Annotated in this window: 17 protein-coding genes; 6 read left to right on the forward strand and 11 right to left on the reverse strand. The window is 64.0% G+C overall.

Annotation, left to right across the window (positions count from 1 at the left end; all coding sequences use genetic code 11):
• Positions 1-110: 110 nt before the first annotated feature.
• The 5 genes from AC1D1F_RS15620 to argA all read right to left on the reverse strand — a co-directional run bounded on the left by AC1D1F_RS15620 (position 111) and on the right by argA (position 4,746).
• Positions 111-590, reverse strand: coding sequence for a response regulator (locus tag AC1D1F_RS15620; RefSeq protein WP_477679094.1), 480 nt, complete (start codon positions 588-590; stop codon positions 111-113).
• Positions 587-2,293, reverse strand: a complete 1,707-nt coding sequence (locus AC1D1F_RS15625; RefSeq protein WP_477696820.1) for a PAS domain-containing hybrid sensor histidine kinase/response regulator — start codon at positions 2,291-2,293, stop codon at positions 587-589. The genes AC1D1F_RS15620 and AC1D1F_RS15625 overlap by 4 nt, the downstream gene beginning before the upstream one ends.
• A gap of 155 nt (positions 2,294-2,448) precedes the next feature.
• Positions 2,449-3,078, reverse strand: a complete 630-nt coding sequence (locus AC1D1F_RS15630; protein WP_477679092.1) for a LysE family translocator — start codon at positions 3,076-3,078, stop codon at positions 2,449-2,451.
• Complete coding sequence (locus AC1D1F_RS15635; RefSeq protein ID WP_477679097.1) at positions 3,075-3,323, reverse strand: DUF1272 domain-containing protein; 249 nt, start codon at positions 3,321-3,323, stop codon at positions 3,075-3,077. The genes AC1D1F_RS15630 and AC1D1F_RS15635 overlap by 4 nt, the downstream gene beginning before the upstream one ends.
• 73 nt (positions 3,324-3,396) lie before the next feature.
• Positions 3,397-4,746: an amino-acid N-acetyltransferase gene (gene argA / locus AC1D1F_RS15640; RefSeq protein WP_436154786.1), complete on the reverse strand. Its 1,350-nt coding sequence runs from the start codon at positions 4,744-4,746 to the stop codon at positions 3,397-3,399.
• A 214-nt stretch (positions 4,747-4,960) separates the two neighbouring features.
• Between argA and AC1D1F_RS15645 the strand changes: the two genes are divergently transcribed.
• Both AC1D1F_RS15645 and hrpA read left to right on the forward strand, forming a co-directional pair.
• Complete coding sequence (locus tag AC1D1F_RS15645; protein ID WP_477678741.1) at positions 4,961-6,169, forward strand: GGDEF domain-containing protein; 1,209 nt, start codon at positions 4,961-4,963, stop codon at positions 6,167-6,169.
• Positions 6,170-6,274: 105 nt separating this feature from the next.
• Entirely contained in the window at positions 6,275-10,153 is a 3,879-nt protein-coding gene (gene hrpA / locus AC1D1F_RS15650; protein ID WP_477696819.1) for an ATP-dependent RNA helicase HrpA, read from the forward strand.
• 80 nt (positions 10,154-10,233) lie between these two features.
• Here hrpA and AC1D1F_RS15655 read toward each other — a convergent pair whose 3' ends face one another.
• From AC1D1F_RS15655 to lptF, 6 genes are all read right to left on the reverse strand, one after another.
• Positions 10,234-10,392 (reverse strand): DUF3309 family protein, encoded by a 159-nt coding sequence (locus AC1D1F_RS15655; protein ID WP_411880438.1) that lies wholly within the window; start codon positions 10,390-10,392, stop codon positions 10,234-10,236.
• 138 nt (positions 10,393-10,530) lie between these two features.
• Positions 10,531-11,706, reverse strand: a complete 1,176-nt coding sequence (locus tag AC1D1F_RS15660; RefSeq protein ID WP_477696818.1) for a pyridoxal phosphate-dependent aminotransferase — start codon at positions 11,704-11,706, stop codon at positions 10,531-10,533.
• 26 nt (positions 11,707-11,732) lie between these two features.
• The gene (locus AC1D1F_RS15665) at positions 11,733-12,677 is read right to left on the reverse strand and encodes a CysB family HTH-type transcriptional regulator (protein ID WP_477683329.1); all 945 of its coding nucleotides are present in this window, start codon (positions 12,675-12,677) and stop codon (positions 11,733-11,735) included.
• Between the two features lie 69 nt (positions 12,678-12,746).
• Positions 12,747-13,130: a sirohydrochlorin chelatase gene (locus AC1D1F_RS15670; RefSeq protein ID WP_477679224.1), complete on the reverse strand. Its 384-nt coding sequence runs from the start codon at positions 13,128-13,130 to the stop codon at positions 12,747-12,749.
• A 3-nt stretch (positions 13,131-13,133) separates the two neighbouring features.
• Positions 13,134-14,282, reverse strand: coding sequence for an LPS export ABC transporter permease LptG (gene lptG, locus AC1D1F_RS15675; protein WP_477696817.1), 1,149 nt, complete (start codon positions 14,280-14,282; stop codon positions 13,134-13,136).
• Positions 14,279-15,406, reverse strand: coding sequence for an LPS export ABC transporter permease LptF (gene lptF, locus AC1D1F_RS15680; RefSeq protein WP_477651720.1), 1,128 nt, complete (start codon positions 15,404-15,406; stop codon positions 14,279-14,281). The genes lptG and lptF overlap by 4 nt, the downstream gene beginning before the upstream one ends.
• Before the next feature lie 69 nt (positions 15,407-15,475).
• Between lptF and AC1D1F_RS15685 the strand changes: the two genes are divergently transcribed.
• From AC1D1F_RS15685 to AC1D1F_RS15700, 4 genes are all read left to right on the forward strand, one after another.
• Positions 15,476-17,002, forward strand: a complete 1,527-nt coding sequence (locus AC1D1F_RS15685) for a leucyl aminopeptidase (RefSeq protein ID WP_477678695.1) — start codon at positions 15,476-15,478, stop codon at positions 17,000-17,002.
• On the forward strand, positions 16,999-17,436 hold the full coding sequence (locus AC1D1F_RS15690; RefSeq protein WP_477696816.1) for a DNA polymerase III subunit chi: 438 nt from the start codon (positions 16,999-17,001) through the stop codon (positions 17,434-17,436). The genes AC1D1F_RS15685 and AC1D1F_RS15690 overlap by 4 nt, the downstream gene beginning before the upstream one ends.
• Positions 17,433-17,801: a hypothetical protein gene (locus tag AC1D1F_RS15695; protein ID WP_477678693.1), complete on the forward strand. Its 369-nt coding sequence runs from the start codon at positions 17,433-17,435 to the stop codon at positions 17,799-17,801. Before AC1D1F_RS15690 ends, AC1D1F_RS15695 begins: the two co-directional genes overlap by 4 nt.
• Before the next feature lie 234 nt (positions 17,802-18,035).
• Positions 18,036-19,166: a branched-chain amino acid ABC transporter substrate-binding protein gene (locus AC1D1F_RS15700; RefSeq protein ID WP_477678692.1), complete on the forward strand. Its 1,131-nt coding sequence runs from the start codon at positions 18,036-18,038 to the stop codon at positions 19,164-19,166.
• Positions 19,167-19,230 lie beyond the last annotated feature (64 nt).

A 19,230-nucleotide genomic window follows, 5' to 3' on the forward strand; every position in this document is an offset into this window, starting at 1 on the left:
TTCCAGGCAGGCTTCCAGGCTAAAAGGGCGGGTCCGGCCTGCCTGTCAGAACCTTCCCATTCTTCTGTAGGAATGCCGCGGCGCGCATAAGACCGCCAGCCGCGAGGTGCTCAGCGCTTTTGCGCTTCGTCGGCTTCCGCCGCGCTCTGCTGCATGGCGTGCTCCAGCAGCTTGCTGTAGTTCTCCAGTTTTTTATACAGCAGGCGCACTTCCAGCGCGTTGTGGATGCGCGTCTTGACTTCGACCAGGTCAAACGGCTTGCTGATGAAATCCTTGGCACCGGCCTGCAAGGCGCGTAGCTTGTGGGCCGGCTCCGCGGTCAGCACGATGACAGAGAGGTATTTGTCCTGCTTGTCTTCCTTCAGCGCCTCCATCACCTGGAAACCGTCCATGCCGGGCATTTTCAGGTCCAGCAGGATCAGGTCGTAGCGATGCTCCGCGTGTAGCGCGGCCACTTCGAGCGGGTTGGTGGTGGAACTGACCTGGGTGTAGCCGGCGCCCGCCAGCAACTGCTCAAGCAACTGCACATTGACGGGCTGGTCGTCCACGATCAGGATGCTGCCGTTCAGGATGTCGAATTCGGTGTTCATGCGGTTTTCTCCGGAAAGAGGGGCGGCCTGGACCGGGTTTTAGAAAACTCCAGCGCGAGGTCCAGGGTGTTCATGAATTCCTGGATCTTGATGGGCTTGGTGAGGTAGTAGAAGAACCCGGCCTCCATGCCTTTTTCGATGTCACGCGGCATGGCGTTGGCGCTGAGCGCCACCACCGGGATATGCGCGGTCAACGGGTTTGCGCACAAAATTTGCACCACCTTGATACCGCTGATGCCCGGAAGGTTGATGTCCATCAGGATGACGTCGGGCTGCAAGGCCTTGGCCATCGCGATGCCGCTGATGCCGTCGCGGGCGGACAGCAGCCGTATGTCGGAGCGGCGCGCGATGAGGTCTTCCACCAGCATCAGGTTGGCCGGGTTGTCCTCCACATACAGCAGTGTGCGCGCGCCGGGATCCGTGAGCACCTGGCTTTGAACGGCCGGTGACAGGGTGCCCAGATCCGTGTGAAGTTCGCGTTCTTCGGTGAGGTCCATTTCGATCCAGAACACACTGCCCCGGCCGACCACGCTCTCGACGCCGATAGCGCCGCCCATGAGTTCGATGAGGCGCTTGGTCATCACCAGGCCGATGCCGGTGCCTTGCTCGGTACTGGCCTCCTGGCCCAGGCGGTTGAAGGGCTGGAAAAGCTGGGCGATCTTGGCCGGGTCCAGGCCTTCGCCGGTGTCCTCCACGCAGATGCGGATGCGCTGGGGCGGGATGTCCACGCACTTGAGTGTCACCGTACCACCGCTGGTGTTGTACTTGATCGCGTTGGACAGCAGGTTGATCAGCACCTGCTTGAGCCGCGTGCGGTCGCCTTTGACGAAGCAGGGCAGGGGAAACTGCGGAAAGGCCACGCGGATGCCGCGCTTGCCGGCCTGCGATTCGACCAGGGTTTCGCATTCGAGCATGACCTCAGCCAGCGACACCGGTTCCAGCGACAGCGACAGCCTGCCGGATTCGATCAGCGCCAGGTCCAGGATTTCATTGATCAGCTCCAGTAAATACCAGCCCGCCTGCAGGATCTGGTCGACGCTGCGCTTTTGCGACGGCGTGGGCTGCGGCGTGCCGGATTCGATCAGCTGCGCAAAGCCGAGGATGGCGCTGAGCGGCGTGCGCAGTTCGTGGCTCATGCTGGAGAGGAAGTCGGATTTCGCGAGGTTGGCTTTTTCAGCCACGGCCATCGCTTCCTTCAAGGCCACTTCGACCTGCTTGCGCACCGAGTTGTCGGTGCCTATCAGCAGGTAGCCGATGATGGTGCCGAAGTCGTCGCGCAAGGCGGTGATGGACACGATGGCCGGAAAGCGGCTGCCGTCCTTGCAGATGTAAGTCAGCTCGTAAATGTCTTCAATGCCGCGCGAGGCCTTGAAAGCCAGCGCTTCAAAGCCCGGCGTGATGGTGGTGGCAAGCTCCAGGCTTAGCGCCTGCGCTCGGGCCATCACTTCCTGCGGGTCGTGGATGTCGCTGGGATTGATCTTGTTGACGACCTCGGCGGCCATATAGCCCAGCATGCGCTCGGCGCCGACGTTGAAGAGCTGGATGATGCCTTTTTCATCGGTCGCGATGATGGAAAAATTTTCGCTCGTCAGGATGGCCGTCTGCAGCGCGCCGGTTTTGAGCAAGGCCTCCTGGCGCTTGACTTCGATGCCGTCGGCTTTGGCGAGCGCATCAAGGGCGCTCAGGCTGGGAAGGGGTGACATCGGCCATGTTCCTGTAAAAGTAACGACGGATCGTGCTGGGTGGCGCCGCTGGGCGGCGTATCTACGATCCTGGCCGGGGAGGGGGAAGTCTCTGGAAAGACTCCGGCAGTGTACAGCGCATGGCCGGAAAGGCCCTGCGCCAGCGCAGGCGGGCCCTAGCTGTTTGCCCGCCGGTAAAACGCCAGTGAGCCCGCCAGCGCCAGCAGCGCGCCGCCGCAGGCGCGGTCTATCCAGCGTGTGGCCGACGCTTTGAGCAGGCGAATCGCCTTCGCGCCGATAAAGGCATAGCCGAACATCACGGAAAAATCGATGCCGGCGAACACCAGTGCAATCGCGAGGTACTGCGGCGCCTGCGCGGCGGCCGGGTCTATGAACTGCGGCAGCAGGGCCGAACAGAAAAGGTAGCCCTTGGGGTTGGTCACCGCCACCAGGAAAGACTTCATGAAGATCGCCCGGCCGCCGTGCTGCGTGCCGGGAGCGCCTTCGGGGATTTCAAACCCGCCGCGCGAGCGCAGCAGGCGTATCCCCAGCCAGGCCAGGTAGGCCGCACCGGCCCACTTGAGCACCGAAAACCAGAACTCGGAAGCGGCCAGCAGCGCGCCCAGGCCCAGGGCCACCGCGCCCACCAGGACAAAATCGGACAGCACCGCGCCCAGCATGCCGGGTACCGAGCGGCGCACGCCGTAGCGCGAGCCGTTGGCCAGCGCCAGCAGGACCGTGGGGCCGGGCGTGGCAATGGCCACCAGCGCGACGACGGAAAACAGCAGCAAGGTGGTGGTGTTCATGCTGCGGCCTCACAGCCTTCGGGCTTGTAGACACGCTCGGTCGAGGGTGGGTACTTGGCCAGCTTGCCGGCCGGGCGGCGCGGCCGCACGGCGAATTCACCCCCGCAATTGGGGCAGACGCCCTTGAGTTTGGTGTCGACGCAATCGGCGCAGAAGGTGCATTCGAAAGTGCAGATGCGCGCGTCGGGCGACTCGTTGGGCAGGTCGCGGTTGCAGCATTCGCAGTTGGGGCGGAGTTCTAGCATGCGGATGTCCTGTGTGAAGAGTGGGATGAACGGTAAAAGAAAAACCCCTGAGCAAGAAAACCCGCCGCCGCGGCTAGGACAGCTTCTTGACCAGCACCTGGCTCTTGCGGTCCCAGTTGTATTTGCGCTTGCGGCCTTCGGGCAGCCAGTCCGGGTCCACCTGCACAAAGCCGCGCTTGATGAACCAGTGCATGGTGCGGGTGGTCAGCACGAAGATGCTTTGCAGGCCGGCCGCGCGGGCGCGCTGCTCTATGCGTTTGAGGATTTTTTCGCCGTCGCCCTGGCCCTGGCTTTGCGGCGAGACCGTCAGCGCGGCCATTTCGGCGGTTTTGGCTTCCGGGTAGGGATAGAGCGCCGCGCAGGCGAAGATGACGCCGTCGTGCTCGATGATGCTGTAGTTGGCGGCGTCGCGCTCGATCTCGGTGCGGCTGCGCTTGACCAGCGTACCGTCGTTTTCAAAGGGCTCGATCAGCTGCAGGATGCCGCCGACGTCGTCCTCGGTGGCTTCGCGCAGTTCCTCGAGCTTCTCGTCGATGACCATGGTGCCAATGCCGTCGTGCACATAGATTTCCAGCAGCAGCGAGCCGTCCACCGCGAAGGGCAGGATATGGCTGCGCTCCACGCCGGCCTTGCAGGCCTTGACGCAGTGCTGCAGGTAAAACGCGGTGTCGGTGGGGCGCTCGCCGTTGGGCAGGGTGGCCAGCAGCTTTTCGGCGGCGGCCAGCGGTAGCTCGGTGTCTATGGGGTTGTCTTCGCTCTCGGGCTGGTCGTGGTGTATGCGTATGCCCGGGATCTCGGTCAGGAAGATCAGCTTGTCGGCCTGCATGGCGATGGCCACCGAGGTGGCGACCTCTTCCATGGTCAGGTTGAAGGCTTCGCCGGTGGGCGAGAAACCGAAGGGCGAGAGCAGCACCATGGCGCCGAAGTCCAGCACCCGGCCTATGGCGGCGGTGTCGACCTTGCGCACCAGGCCCGAGTGCTTGAAGTCCACGCCGTCCAGGATGCCGACCGGCCGCGCGGTGATGAAGTTGCCCGAAATCACCCGCACCGTGGAGCCGGCCATGGGGGTGTTGGGCAGGCCCTGGCTGAAGGCCGCCTCGATTTCATAACGCAGCTGGCCGGCGGCTTCCTGGGCGCTGTCGAGGGCCACTTCGTCGGTGATGCGCATGCCGTGCGAGTACTTCGCCGCATGGCCCTTGGCCTTGAGCTGCTCGTTGACCTGCGGGCGAAAGCCGTGCACCAGCACGATCTTCACGCCCATGCTCTGGATCAGCGCCAGGTCCTGGGCGATGTGCTGCAGCTTGCCGGCGGCGATGGCTTCGCCGGCCAGGCCCACGACAAAGGTTTTGCCGCGGTGCGTGTGGATATACGGCGCGACCGAGCGGAACCAGGGCACAAAGGTGAAATTGAAGACGGCGGACATGGGCGCGCTTTCGGGTTCTAAAGGGCGGGGCGGGAGCAGCCGGGGCGAGGCGGTCGGAGGCGAAACCCGGCTTCCTGGCGCTGCTTTCCCCGGCAAACGGAAAAGTCCAGTGAGTGTAAGGGAGACAGCCTGCCGCATGAAGGTGCGGCCGGCGAGCGGCCTACCCCTTTTGGGGCTGGTGAAACCGGGTCCGGCAGGTTAAGGTCAGGGTGTTATGGATAAATATGCGATCGGGTTCTGGGGTTGCTATTTCGGGTCGGCCGGCCTGATGCTGGCCGGGTCGGTATTTGCCTATCTGCGGTCCCTGCGGCGCATTGCCGTCAATGCCGCCGCTTCGGCCCTGGCCTCGACCTTTTTTGTGGTGGCCTTCCTGGGCGGCCTGCCCATCGCTGATGCCGCCACCCTGGACCGCTTCCTGGCCCATGTGGCCAGTCTGGTGTCGGTGTTGCTGGCCTACCTGCTGTTTTCGATCCTGGGAATTTTGCGCAGCCCCGCGTCCCAACGGCGCGCCTTGCTGCTGCTGGCAGGCGCCGCCGGCGGGGTGATTGCGCTGGGTTGGGCGCTGAGCCCACAGCAGTCCCTGATGCTCAGCCTGGCCGGGGCCGCGCTGATGGGCTTTGCGGCGCTGGTCCTCAGCCTGCGCAGCGCGCTGCGCGGCGACCGCCTGGCCTGGGTGGCCGTGGCGGGCGTGGTGTTCATGCTGATTGCCATCGCCGGCCTGAGCTGGGCGGCGCTGGACCGCGCCCACGTGCCCTGGCAGGCGCATGCCGTCAGCGCGCTGGCAGGTACCGCCTACCTGGCCACCATGGCCTCCGTGCTGTGGATCCGCTATTCCTACCTGATCGAGCTGAACCAGGCCCTGGCCTACGGCCCCAGCTACGACCCCGTCACCCGCATGCGCTCCAACAGCGAAACCAACAACATGCTGAACACGGTGTTCAGGCACTACCGCGACCAGCCGGTGCCGATGGGCGTGATCGTGGTGTCCGTCGCCAACCTTTACGTGCTTGAAAAGCTCTATGGCCTGGCGGCCGTCAACCATGCGCTGTTTGTCTGCGCCGGGCGGCTGCGCCGCACGGTGCCCGCCCACGTCGAGATGGGACGCCTCGGTGAGGACGGGTTTTTGCTGCTGATGCGCAACTGCCACCACAGCGGCGACCTGATCCATCTGGCGCGCCGTGTCCAGGCCGCCCTGGCACGCAGCGTGACGCTCAACACCGGCGCGGAAGCCGGCCAGCAGACGCGCTGGGAGGCGGAGGCCGGGATCGGCGTGCTGCGGGTGTCCAAAAGCGACGCGCGCGCCTCCACGGCGGTGGGCCTGGGGCGCGGCATGTCGCGCGCGGCGCTGGGCTACCCGAGCCGCATCGCCTGGTTTGACGAAACCAGCGGCGAAATCGTCGACATGCCGGTGCTGGCGGCCTGAGCGGGCCGGTGCGCCAACCCCGCGGGCACGGCGCCTTCCGGAACAGCCGATAATTGGCGGCTCTGGCCGTCCCGGCCTTTTTTATTTTCCCCCTTGCTTTCAGCCTTGTCCCCCCTGACCATTACTTTTCCCGAATCACTGCCGGTCTCCGGCAAGCGTGATGAGATCACCGCCGCGATGGCGGCCCACCAGGTCGTCATCGTCTGCGGCGAGACCGGCTCGGGCAAGACCACCCAGCTGCCCAAGATCGCGCTGGCCATGGGGCGCGGCAAGCTCAACTACCCGGCGGGGCAGGGCCGGCTCATAGGCCACACCCAGCCGCGCCGCATCGCCGCATCGAGCGTGGCCAAGCGCATTGCCGAGGAGTTGAAAACCCCATTGGGTGACGTGGTGGGCTACAAGGTGCGCTTCCAGGACCGGCTTTCGCGCGACGCTTCCGTCAAGCTGATGACCGACGGCATCCTGCTGGCCGAGACGCAGACCGACCCGCTGCTCAAGGCCTATGACACCATCATCATCGACGAGGCCCATGAGCGCAGCCTGAACATCGACTTCCTGCTCGGCTATTTGCGCCAACTGCTGCCGCGGCGGCCCGACCTCAAGGTGGTTATCACCTCGGCGACCATCGATGCGCAGCGTTTTGCGGACTACTTTGCTTCCACCAAAGGGCCGGCACCCGTGATCATGGTGTCGGGGCGCATGTTCCCCGTCGAGCAGCGCTACCGGCCGTTTGAGGAGTCGCGTGAGCATGATTTGAACGATGCGATCACCGACGCGGTCGACGAGCTCTGGCTGAGCCCGCACAGCGCGGGCGACATCCTGGTGTTTTTGCCCGGTGAGCGCGAGATTCGCGAGGCGGCCGACCATTTGCGCAAGCACCTGGCGCACCAGCCGCTGACGCGCAACGCCGAGGTGCTGCCGCTGTTCGCGCGCCTGAGCCAGGCCGAGCAGGACCGCATTTTCGACGGCCACAGCGGCCGGCGCATCGTGCTGGCGACCAACGTGGCCGAAACCTCGCTGACCGTGCCCGGCATACGCTATGTGATCGACGCCGGCACCGCGCGCGTCAAGCGCTACAGTTTTCGCAACAAGGTCGAGCAGCTCATGGTGGAGCCGGTCTCCCAGGCCGCGGCCAACCAGCGCGCCGGCCGTTGCGGCCGCGTGGCCGACGGCATCTGCATACGGCTTTACGACGAGAAGGACTTCCAAGGCCGGCAGCCTTTTACCGACCCGGAAATCCTGCGCAGCTCGCTGGCCTCGGTGATTTTGCGCATGAAGGCGCTGCACCTGGGCAATGTCGAGGAATTCGCCTTCATCGAGCCGCCGCAGCGCCGCGCGATTGCGGATGGCTACCAGCTGCTGGCCGAACTGGGCGCGGTGGACGAAGACAACGAACTGACCGGCGTCGGCCGCACGCTGGCCAAGCTGCCGCTGGACCCGCGTGTGGGCCGCATGATTCTGGAAGCCAAGGATCGCGGCGCGCTCGACGAAGTGCTGGTGATCGCAAGCGCGCTCAGCGTGCAGGACGTGCGCGACCGGCCCATGGACAAGCAGGCCCAGGCCGACCAGCAGCACGCCAAGTTCGACGACGAAAAAAGCGAGTTCAGCGGCTACCTCAAGCTGTGGAAATGGCTGGGCGACGCGCGCGGCGGCCACGGCACCGACCACAAGCTGTCGAACCGCCAGTACGAGAACCTGCTGCGCGAGAACTACGTCAACATCCGCCGTGTGCGCGAGTGGCGCGACATCCATTCGCAGCTCCATACCGTGGTGGGCGAACAGAAATGGGTGCTCAATGACAAGCCCGCCAGCTATGAGCAGCTGCACTTGTCCATGCTCTGCGGCCTGCTCGGCAACATCGGCTGCAAGAGCGACGAGGAAGACTGGTACCTGGGTGCGCGCGGCATCAAGTTCTACCGCCATCCCGGCGCGCGCCTGAGCAAAAAGCCGGGCCGCTGGATCGTGGTTGCCGAACTGGTGGAAACCACGCGCCTGTTCGGCCGCGGCATCGCCAATATCGACCCGGCCTGGATAGAGCAGGTGGCCGGCCACTTGCTGAGCAAACAGCTGCTGGACCCGCACTGGGAGAAAAAAGCCGCCCAGGTGACGGCGCTGGAGCGCGCCACGCTCTACGGCCTGGTGGTCTACAACGGCCGGCGCGTGAATTTCGGCCGCGTCGACCCGGTGACGGCGCGCGAGATTTTCATCCGTGAGGCGCTGGTCGCCGGCAACTGGGACACCAAACTGCCTTTCCTGGCCGCCAACCTGAAGCTGATCCAGCAGGTGCAGGACCTGGAGCACAAGGCCAGGCGCCAGGACGTGCTGGTCGATGAAGAACTGATTTACGCCTTCTACGACCAGCAACTTCCGGCCGAGGTGCACAGCGGCGCAAGCTGCGAGCACTGGTACAAGGAAGAGTCTAAAAAGCAGTCCAAGCTTTTGTTGCTGACCCGCGAGGAGTTGATGCGCCACGAGGCGGCCGGCATCACCACGCAGTCTTTCCCCAAAACTCTGCGCATGGGCGGCGTGGACTGCGTGGTGACCTACCTGCACGAGCCCGGCGATGCGCGGGATGGAGTCACGGTTGATGTGCCGCTGTTTGCGCTTAACCAGGTCAATGAAGAGCGCTGCGAGTGGCTGGTGCCCGGCATGCTCAAGGACAAGGTGCAGGCGCTGATCAAGACCCTGCACCAGCGCCCGCGCTCGCGCCTGGTGCCCTTGCCCGACACGGCCGCCCGCATGACGGAGCAGCTGCTGCAGCCCGAGGTGTTCGGCAGCGGCTCGCTGACGGATGCGGTGCTCAAGCTGGTGCGCGACGCGACCTCGCTGGACGTCAAGCGCAACGACATGAAGCTGGACATGCTGCCACCGCACCTTTTCATGAATTTCCGCGTGGTCGACGAACACGGCCGGCAGCTGGGCGCGGGCCGCAACCTGGGCGCGCTCAAGGGCGAGCTGGGTTCGCAGGCGCGCGGTGCTTTCCAGGCGCTGGCCGGGCTCAAGAACCTGGCCAAGGCGCCCGAACCGGCTGCCGGTTCTGCACCCGACAGGCCTGCAGCCCAAGCCGGGCGCGCACAGGCGGCGCCTGAAAAAAAACCGGTCAAGGTGGCCGAGCGCTACACGGGCTGGAGCTTTGGCGAGCTGCCGGAACTCATGGAGATTCGCAAGGGCTCGCAGACGCTGATTGGTTTCCCAGCCCTCATCGACCTGGGCGATGCGGTGACCATCGAGGTGTTCGATGAGCCGGATGCGGCGGCGGCCAAACACCGCGCCGGCCTGCGCCGGCTGTTCGCACTGCAGATCAAGGATGCGCTGAAGTACCTCGAGAAAAACCTGCCCGAGCTGCAAAAAATGGCCACGGCCTACATGCTGGTGGGCCGCGCCGCCGACAACTCGGGCGGCGGCACGCTGGAGGAACTGCGCGAGCAGATCATCGAGGTCGCGCTGGACCGCGCTTTCCTGCTCGATCCGCTACCCACCAACGAGGGCGAGTTCAAGAGACGCATTGACGACGGCCGCGGCCGCCTGACCCTGATCGCCAGTGAAGTGGCGCGGCTGGCCGCGGGCATCCTCACCGAATTCGCGGTGGCCCAGCGCAAGATCAAGGACAGCAAAAACGCCGCTGAAGCCGCTGCGGACGCCGCCCAGCAACTGCAGCGTCTGGTGCCCAAGCGTTTCCTGACGGCCACGCCTTACACGCAACTGCAGCATTTCGCACGCTACCTGAAGGCCATCACCTTGCGTCTGGAGAAATGGCGCGCCGACCCGGCACGCGATACCACGCGCCTGGCCGAACTGCGGCCGCAGGAGCAGCGCTACTGGCGCCTCGTGGCCGAACGCAAGGGCGCGGTCGATGCGCGCATGCAGGAGTTCCGCTGGCTGCTGGAGGAACTGCGTGTGAGCTTTTTTGCGCAGGAGTTGCGTACGCCGCAGCCGGTCAGTATCAAACGGTTGGAGAAAGCCTGGGCTCAACTCAATAGTTGAGGTCAGGCTTCTTTAGCGTCTTCAGCGGACAAAAAAATGGCCTTGCAACGCAAGGCCATTTTTCCTGGGGAGATCGTTGACTAGATGCGTCCCATCAGCAGCAGGATGACGAGGATCAGCACCACGAGGCCGATACCGCCGCTGGGCCCGTAGCCCCAGCTGCGACTGTGGCCCCAGGTGGGCAGGGCGCCGACCAGGATCAGGATCAAGACAATCAGCAGGATGAGCGAAATGGACATTTGGAAGCACTCCTAGTTATTGATGTGCATTCATTCTTGTCCGGTACCGGGGGCGGACAAGCAGGAGGAGGGCGTGTCCAACCGTCGGCAAGCACTGACAGCCTGCGCCTACAGGCCTACCGCTGATCTATACGCTGGTTATAGCTTTGCCAGGCGCTGCAGCGCGGTGTTCAAGGTCTCGTCTTTTTTGGCGAAACAGAAACGCACCACGCGCTGGTCGAAGCCGTTGCCGTAAAAAGCCGACAGGGGAATGGCCGCGACGCCGATCTCGGTGGTCAGCCATTTGCAGAATTCGGCTTCGTCGAGGTCGCTGACTTCGGAGATGTCGACGCACTGGAAGTAGCTGCCTTCGCTGGGCAGCAGCTTGAAGCGTGTTTTGGCCAGGCCGTCCCGGAACAGGTCGCGCTTGCGCTGGTAGAAGGCCGGCAGGTCCAGGTAAGGCTGCTCGTCGGCCATGTAGGCGGCCAGGCCGTATTGCACCGGCGTGTTGACGGTGAAGACGTTGAACTGGTGCACCTTGCGGAACTCGGCGGTGAGGGGCGCGGGCGCGGCCACATAGCCGACCTTCCAGCCCGTGACGTGGTAAGTCTTGCCGAAGCTGCTCACGATGAAGGCGCGCGCGGCCAGGCCCGGAAAGCGCGCCGCGCTCTGGTGGATGCGGCCCTGGGCCGCGTCGAACACCATGTGTTCATAAACTTCGTCGCTGATCAGCAACACGTCGGTGGGTGCCAGCAGGTCCTGCAGCGCGAGCATGTCGGCCTCGCTCCATACCGTGGCGCTCGGGTTGTGCGGCGAGTTGACGATGATGGCGCGCGTGCGCGGCGTGATGGCGGCGGCGATCTTGCCGAAGTCGGGACGGAAGGTGCCGGGTGTCAAAGGCACGCGAACCACCTTGCCGCCGGCCAGCTCGATGTTGGGCACATAGCTGTCGTAGCAGGGCTCCAGTACGATGACTTCGTCGCCGGGATGGACCACGGCCAGGATGACGGTGATGATGGCCTGGGTCGCGCCGGCGGTGATGGTGATCTCGCTGTTGGCGTCGTAGCGGTGGCCGTAAAGTTTGGCCACCTTGGCCGAGATGGCTTCGCGCAGCACCGGCACGCCCGTCATGGGCGGGTACTGGTTCAAGCCCTGGGTCATGGCGCCGGTGACGGCATTGACCAATTGCGGGTCGCATTCAAAATCGGGAAAGCCCTGGCCCAGGTTGACCGCGCCTTTTTCGGCGGCCAGCGTGGACATGACCGTGAAAATGGTGGTGCCGACGGCGGGCAGCTTGGTTTCGAGTTTGGGGGTGCGTTCGAGGGTGGTGGTCATGGCTTCAGGATGCGCTTCGGGGTGGATCAAATTTCGTAATCATTCACGCGGCCGGCCATGGCCTTGGTGATCAGGGCGCGGTCCAGCTTGTCGCTGAGCAGTTCGGCGAATTTGTAGACGAAATTGCGCAGGTAGGCGCTGCGCTTGAAGGCGACGCGGGCCACGTTGATGCCGAACAGCGGGCCGGCCGGGATGGCGACCAGGTCGCTGTTGGTGCCGTCTTCCTTGATGGCCATTTCGGCCACGATGCCCACGCCCAGGCCCAGGCGTACATAGGTCTTGATCACGTCGGAGTCTATGGCCTCCAGCGCGATGCGCGGCTGCAGGCGCTTGGCGGCGAAGGCCAGGTCTATCTTGGTGCGGCCGGTGAAGGACGGGTGGTAGGTGATCAGCGGCTCTTCGGCCAGGTCTTCCAGCGTGATGTTTTCTTTTTTGGCCAGTGGATGGTCCACCGGGATCACCAGCATGTGCTGCCATTCGTAGCAGGGCAGGGTGACGAGGTCGTCGTACTGCGTCAGCGACTCGGTGGCAATGCCGATTTCGGCGACTTCGTCGAGCACCATGCGCGCCACCTGGTCGGGTGAGCCCTGATGCAGGCTGACGTTGACCTTGGGGAAGGCTTCGCGCAGCTTGGCGACCGGTTGCGGCAACACGTAGCGGGCCTGGGTGTGGGTGGTGGCGATGGACAGCGTGCCGCTGTCCTGAGCCGAGAACTGCTCGCCGATGCGGCGCAGGTTGCCGACCTCGCGCATGATGAGCTCTATGCTTTTGAGGACATGCTCGCCGGGCTCGGTGACACGCTTGAGGCGCTTGCCGTGCCGCGCGAAGATTTCCACGCCGAGTTCTTCTTCCAGTTCGATGATGGCCTTGGACACACCCGGCTGCGAGGTATGCAGCGCTTTGGCGGTCTCGGTGAGGTTCAGGTTGCGCCGGATGGCCTCCTGGACGAATCGGAATTGGTGAAGGTTCATATGCGAATTCAGGCTAATTATTAACTTTATTATGCCTGTATTGCGCTAAGGCGGCAGGGCCGGCGGGCTTCAGGCCAAGGCGATCGCCGCCATCAAGGCCGTCAGTTCGGGGTGCTCCCCGGCGCTCGGCAGCAGCTCCACCGCGATGCCTGGATGGCTGGCCTGAACCTGTCCAACCAGCAGCGGCAAGTCCTCGCGGGCATGCTTGCCTACGCCGAAAAACATCGGAAACACCCGGATGGCACGCACGCCGGCGGCGGCCAGTCCGGCGGCGGCTTCGGGCAGCGTGGGCGCGCAAAGCTCGAGGTAGGCGCAGAGCACGGGCGTGCCGGGCGCGTCGGCGCGTATCCGGGCGGCCACGGCCTCGATGGGCGCGCGCCAGAGCGGGTCGCGCGAGCCGTGGGCCAGCAGGATGATGCCGCGCAATGGCGTGGCGGTCGTCGTCATGGGCATTCGCTAGCGCCGTAGCACCAGCCAGCCGAAAGCGCCCAGCGAAACGGCCATGTAAAGCAGGCCGGGCGTGGCGGCCGCCAGCCAGGGCATCCAGTTGCGCAGGTTGCCGATGTAGCCGAACACGTTGTTGAGCAGGAAGAAGCTGATGCCTATCATGACCCCGGCAAACACATAGCCCGCGATGCCGCCGGAGCGGAAGTGCAGGTAGGCAAAGGGCAGGGCCAGGATCACCATCACCAGGCAGCTCAGCGGGTAGAACACCTTTTTCCAGAATTCGATTTCATAGCGCTGGGCCGTCTGGCCGTTGGCGTCCAGGTGGCGCACGTAGTTGAAGAGGTCTATGGTGCCCATGCGCTCGGGTTTGAGCAGCGCCACCGACACCATTTCGGCGCTGATTTCAGTGGGCCAGCGGAAGCTTTCAAGCACCGCGCGGTGGACCTTGGCGCTCTCCTGCGGCCTGGCCGTGCTGGTCGCGCCGGGCGTGCTACCGACCTCGAATTCCGCGCGCGTGGCCTGCTGCAGCTGCCAGGCATCGCCGGCGGCAAAGCTCGCCAGCGGCGCCTGAGTGGTCGAGACGATCAGTCCCTTGTTGTTGAACTCGAACACCTGCACGCCCTGCATTTCGTTGTCGGGGGTGAGAGCCTTCACGTTGACCACGTAGGTGTTGTAGGCCTGTTTTTCCTTGAGCCAGGCGCCGGTCTGGCCTATGGTGATCTTGCTCTGGTAGCGCGCTTTGAGCAGCTGGGCGGCCCGCTCGCTGGCGGGCGCCACGTAGTCGCCCACCACGAAGCTGAACACCACAAACAAGGCGCCCAGGGCCAGCAGCAGCTTCAGCGCGCGCCAGGGGCCCAGGCCGCTGGTTCGCAAAATGGTGTATTCGGAGCTCTGGGCCAGCCGGGCCATGACGAAGATCGTGCCGATCAGCACCGAAATGGGCAGCAGCTCGTAAAGGTGGTTGGGCACCAGCAGGCCCACATACAGCAGCGCATGGCGGATCTGGTAGATCTCGCCGGCATTGATGCCGTTGCTCTTGCCGAGGTATTGGAGTTCGTCGACCAGGTCGAAAAAGAAGAACAGGGCCAGGAAGCCTAGCGCCACCAGGGCGATGGCGGCCAGCACTTCTCCGTAAATCAGGCGGCGTATGGTTTTCATGGCAACTCGCTGTCGGTATTGCGCACGGCCATGGGCGCGCGCCTGAGGGGCCGGGCGGGCCTGAGCACCCAGTTGAACTGCCGCTTGGAAAGCCAGGCCAGGCCCAGCAAAAGCACGCCGCCGTGCAAGGCCAGCAGGAAGTTGCTGAAGCTGATGAGGCCGACAAAAATCCAGCTCTGCCCCAGGTTGACCAGGTTGTTGTAGACCACGAAGGTCAAGAGCACAAAAATCATGTTGCCACTGCGCCCGCCGCGCGGGTTCACACTGGCCAGGGCCACGGCCAGCACAACGAAGTTGATGGACGCCAGCGCCAGCCCGAGGCGCCAGGCCAGTTCGCTGAGGTTGCCGCGGCTGGGCGCCTTGACGAGGTCGCGGGTGGACAGCAGCTTGGCTTCCGGCGCGTTTTCGCTGAGCGGGTTGGCGTCGCCGGTCTTGGTGCCGTACTCCTCGAAGTCGCTGATCTTGAGCGCCGGCTGGCCAATCACGTTTTCCAGGCGCTGCCCGTTTTCCAGCATGAGGAACTGGGCATCGTTCAGGGTCTCGATGCGGCCGGACCGAGCGGTGGTGATGGAGCTTTTGCCTTTTTCAGTGGCGGCGATGAATACGTTGTTGCTGGAGCGTGCGCCCGCCAGGTCGCGGTCGATGAAGAACACGCGGTTGCCGCTGGAAGACTCCTGGAACTGGCCGGGGGCGATGCGGTCGATGTCGCCGCGCTGCTCGTAGCGGCTTTGCATGTCCTTGGTCTGCTGGTTGGTCCAGGGCCAGACGAACAGCGCCATTAGCGTGATCACCAGCAGCACCGGCCAGGCAAAGCGGAACAGCGGCCGCAAAAAGCCGGCCAGCCCCTGGCCGCTGGTAAACCACACCACCATTTCGCTGTCGCGGTACATGCGCGACAAGGTGCTGACCATGGCGATGAAAAGCGACAGTGTGAGGATGGTCGGCAGGCGGCCCAGCGCGGAGTAGGCCATGAAGAGCATGACGTCCTGCGGATTGATGAAACCGCGCGAGGCCTGGCCCAGTGTACGGATCAGCACGATGGTCATCACGATGGTGACCAGCACCACCAGCGTGGCGCCGAAACTGCGTGCCAGCTCTTTGCGAATCGAAGATTGGAATAACATTGACTGAATATCTGCTTTTGCTTTGTTTTATTTTTGTTTCACTTCGGTTTATCCACCAGACCCTGAATTATGGACTTTGAACTCAAAACTCTGACCCGCGCCCGTATTTGCAGCGAAAAAACCGACGCACTGCTGGTGCTCGTGCCCCAGGACACGGGGGCCGGCAGCGATCCGCTGTCGGCACTGACGGCGCTGGCCATCAAGTCCGGGGACTTCGAAGCCAAGCCGGGCAAGCTGCTGGCTGCCTACCGCGCGCCCGGCATCGCCGCCACGCGCCTGGTGCTGGCCGGGGTAGGGGATGCCAGCCCCAAAAACATCCGCACCGCCGTCGCCGCAGCCCTGGGCGCCGTGAAAAACGGCAACACGCAGCGCATCGTGCTGTGCCTGGACCTGCTGGACGCGCTGCAGGCCGAGGCCGTTCGCGCCGCCGTGACAGCCTGTGGCGATGCAACCTACGTTTACACCACCACCAAGTCCAAGGCCAGCCCCTCCAGGCTGCAGCGCGTGCTGATCGCCGTGGGCGATGCCGCGAGCGCCAAAGCGGCCAAGGCCGGCCTGGACAAAGGCGTGGCCCTGCTCAAAGGCCTGGAATTCGCCAAGGAATGGGCCAACCGGCCGTCCAACCATGCGACGCCGACCCTGCTGGCCGGTGCCGCCAGGGAGCTGGGCAAGTTGCGCAATATCAAGGTCGAAGTACTGGGCCCTAAAGAGGTCGCCAAACTGGGCATGGGCTCCTTTATGGCCGTGGCCCAGGGCACGGCCGAGCCGCTGCGTTTCATCGTGCTGCGCTACGACGGTGCGGCCAGGACCGTGGCGCCTGTGGTGCTGGTCGGCAAAGGCATTACCTTCGACACGGGCGGCATTTCCATCAAGCCTGCCGCCGAGATGGATGAGATGAAGTTCGACATGTGCGGCGCCGCCAGCGTCCTGGGCACCTTCCGGGCGCTGGCTGAACTGCAGCCTGTCCTCAATGTGGTGGGCCTGATTCCGGCCTGCGAGAACATGCCGGGCGGCCGCGCCATCAAGCCGGGCGACGTGGTCACCAGCATGAGCGGGCAGACCATCGAGATCCTGAACACCGATGCCGAGGGACGCCTGGTGCTGTGCGACGCCTTGACCTACGCCGAGCGCTTCAAGCCCAGGGCCGTGGTCGACATCGCCACGCTCACGGGCGCTTGCGTGATCGCGCTCGGCGGCGTGCGCAGCGGGATGTTTTCCACCGACGATGCCTTGGCCGGGGCGCTGGCCCAAGCAGGTGAATCCTCCATGGACCTGTGCTGGAGGATGCCGCTGGATGACGATTACGCCGAAGGCCTGAAGACCAATTTTGCCGACGTCGCCAATGTGGCCGGCCGGGCCGGCGGTGCGATCACCGCGGCCAAGTTCCTGCAACGCTTCGCGTCTAGTTTCCCCTGGGCGCACCTGGACATCGCCGGCACCGCCTGGAAAGGCGGCGCCGCCAAGGGCGCCACCGGCCGCCCCGTGCCGCTGCTGCTCGATTACCTGCTGGGCCAGGTGGCTTCCAACCGGCCCAAAGCAACTGCTAAACCCAAGGCTTCGGCAAAACCCAAGGCCGCCGCCAGAACACGGGCATGACCGAGATCGCTTTTCACTTCAATGTTCCGGACAAGCTGGCCTACAGCTGCCGGCTGCTGCGCAAGGCCTACCTGAGCGGGGCCAGCGTGGTGGTGACGGGTGAGCCGGCAATGCTGGCCGAGCTGGACCAGCTGATGTGGAGCTTTTCGCCGGCCGAGTTCGTGCCGCACTGCCGTGGTGGAGCGGCCGAGAGCACCCTGGCGGCATCGCCCGTGGTGCTGGCGGAATCGCTCCAAGCGTGCCCGCATTATGGCGTGCTGGTCAACCTGGGGCAGGGAATCCCGCCCGAGTTCGAACGCTTTGAGCGTTTCATCGAAGTGGTGGCGCAGGGCGACGAAGACCGCCTCGCCGCGCGCAGCCGCTGGAAGCATTACACCGACAGGGGTTATGCGATGAAACGGCACGACCTGGCCACGGCCGGGGAGGGTGCATGAACCGTCCACCGCCCGCGCCGCCGCGCTTTGTGCCCACGTTGACGGAGGTCGTGCGGCCCGTCGCGGCCCCCTTGCCGGCACCGAGCCCGGCCGGTGCAACGGCAGCGCCCCCGGTAGCATCCGCCGCCGCACCCATGGCCTCACTGGCGGCTTCGCCGGACTTGCAGGAGCAGATGGTGCAGCGCGTGCTGCAGCGGGTGGACCTGATGCTGGACCGGCGTTTGCGCGAGGTGGTAGGCCAGCTGATTCTTGAACACACGCAAAGCCTGGAGCCGCGCCTTCGCGAAGAAATCGAGGGCGTCGTCCGCCAGTCCGTCAGCCAGGCTTTCGCGAATGAACGCACGCCGCCGGGGGCCGGCGGATAGGTCTCGCAGGTGACTGCTTGGATCCGCGAATTTTTCCCTTGCGGCATCATCGCGGGCGCTGCTGAAACACGCGCTCACATAAGCCGATCTGCTCCCCGGGTAAACCCCCTTATCAGAAATTAACCTAGGGACGTTGCTATGGTGCGGGCCCGGAAATTGCGTTATGTTCGGCCCCGTTGAGTAAAAAAATTCGTTCTCAACCTTTAACGGTAATTTCCTAATCGGAGTGTTTTTATGCAAATGAAATTAAAACTGACAGTAGTGGCTGCCCTCGCTGCGGTGGCGGGTTTTGCTTCTGCCCAAGACGCAGTCGTCAAAATCGGCCATGTGGCACCGCTGTCCGGCTCGCAGGCCCATTACGGCAAAGACAATGAAAACGGCGTGCGTATGGCCATCGAAGACCTGAACGCGCAAAACGTGGTCATCGGCGGCAAGAAGGTCAAGTTTGAAATTGTTGCTGAAGATGACGCTGCTGATCCAAAACAGGGCACCGCAGCCGCACAAAAACTGTGCGACTCCAAAGTCGCCGGCGTGGTCGGCCACCTGAATTCCGGCACGACGATTCCTGCTTCCAAGGTTTACAACGATTGCGGCATTCCCCACGTCACGGGCGCTGCAACCAACCCCAACCTGACCAAGCCAGGCTACAAAACCACCTACCGCATCATCGCCAACGACAACGCCCTGGGCGCCGGCCTGGCTTTCTATGCCGCTGACGCACTGAAGCTGAAGAAGGTCGCCATCATCGACGACCGTACCGCTTACGGCCAAGGCGTTGCTGAAGTGTTCAAGAAGACCGCCCTGGCAAAAGGCATGACCGTCGTTGACGAACAGTTCACGACCGACAAAGCCACCGATTTCATGGCCATCCTGACCGCGGTCAAGGCCAAGGCTCCCGATGCCATCTTCTTCGGCGGCATGGACCCACAAGGCGGCCCGATGCTGCGCCAGATGGAGCAGCTCGGCATGGGCAACGTCAAGTACTTCGGCGGTGACGGCATCTGCACGGCCGAACTGGCCAAGCTGGCAGCCGGCGCCAAGACCATCAGCAATGTGGTCTGCGCTGAAGGCGGCGCTTCCCTGGCAAAAATGCCAGGCGGTGAAGCCTGGATGAAGCGTTACGAAGCCAAGTATCCGAAGCAGTTCCAGGTTTACAGCCCGTACACCTATGACGCGACCTTCGTCCTGGTTGACGCCATGAAGCGCGCCGGTTCCTGGGATCCAAAGGTCTACACCCCTGAGCTGATCAAGACCAACTTCAAGGGCGTGACCACCACCATCGCTTTTGAACCCAACGGCGAACTGAAGAACCCCGCCATCACCCTGTACGTCTACAAGGACGGCAAGAAATCCGCCCTGAACTGATCGTTCACCGCAGATAAAAAAAGCCACCGCAAGGTGGCTTTTTTTTGCCCGCTTTTTGCTGAAG

The sequence above is a fragment of the Polaromonas sp. P1_H6 genome (genome assembly GCF_056405195.1).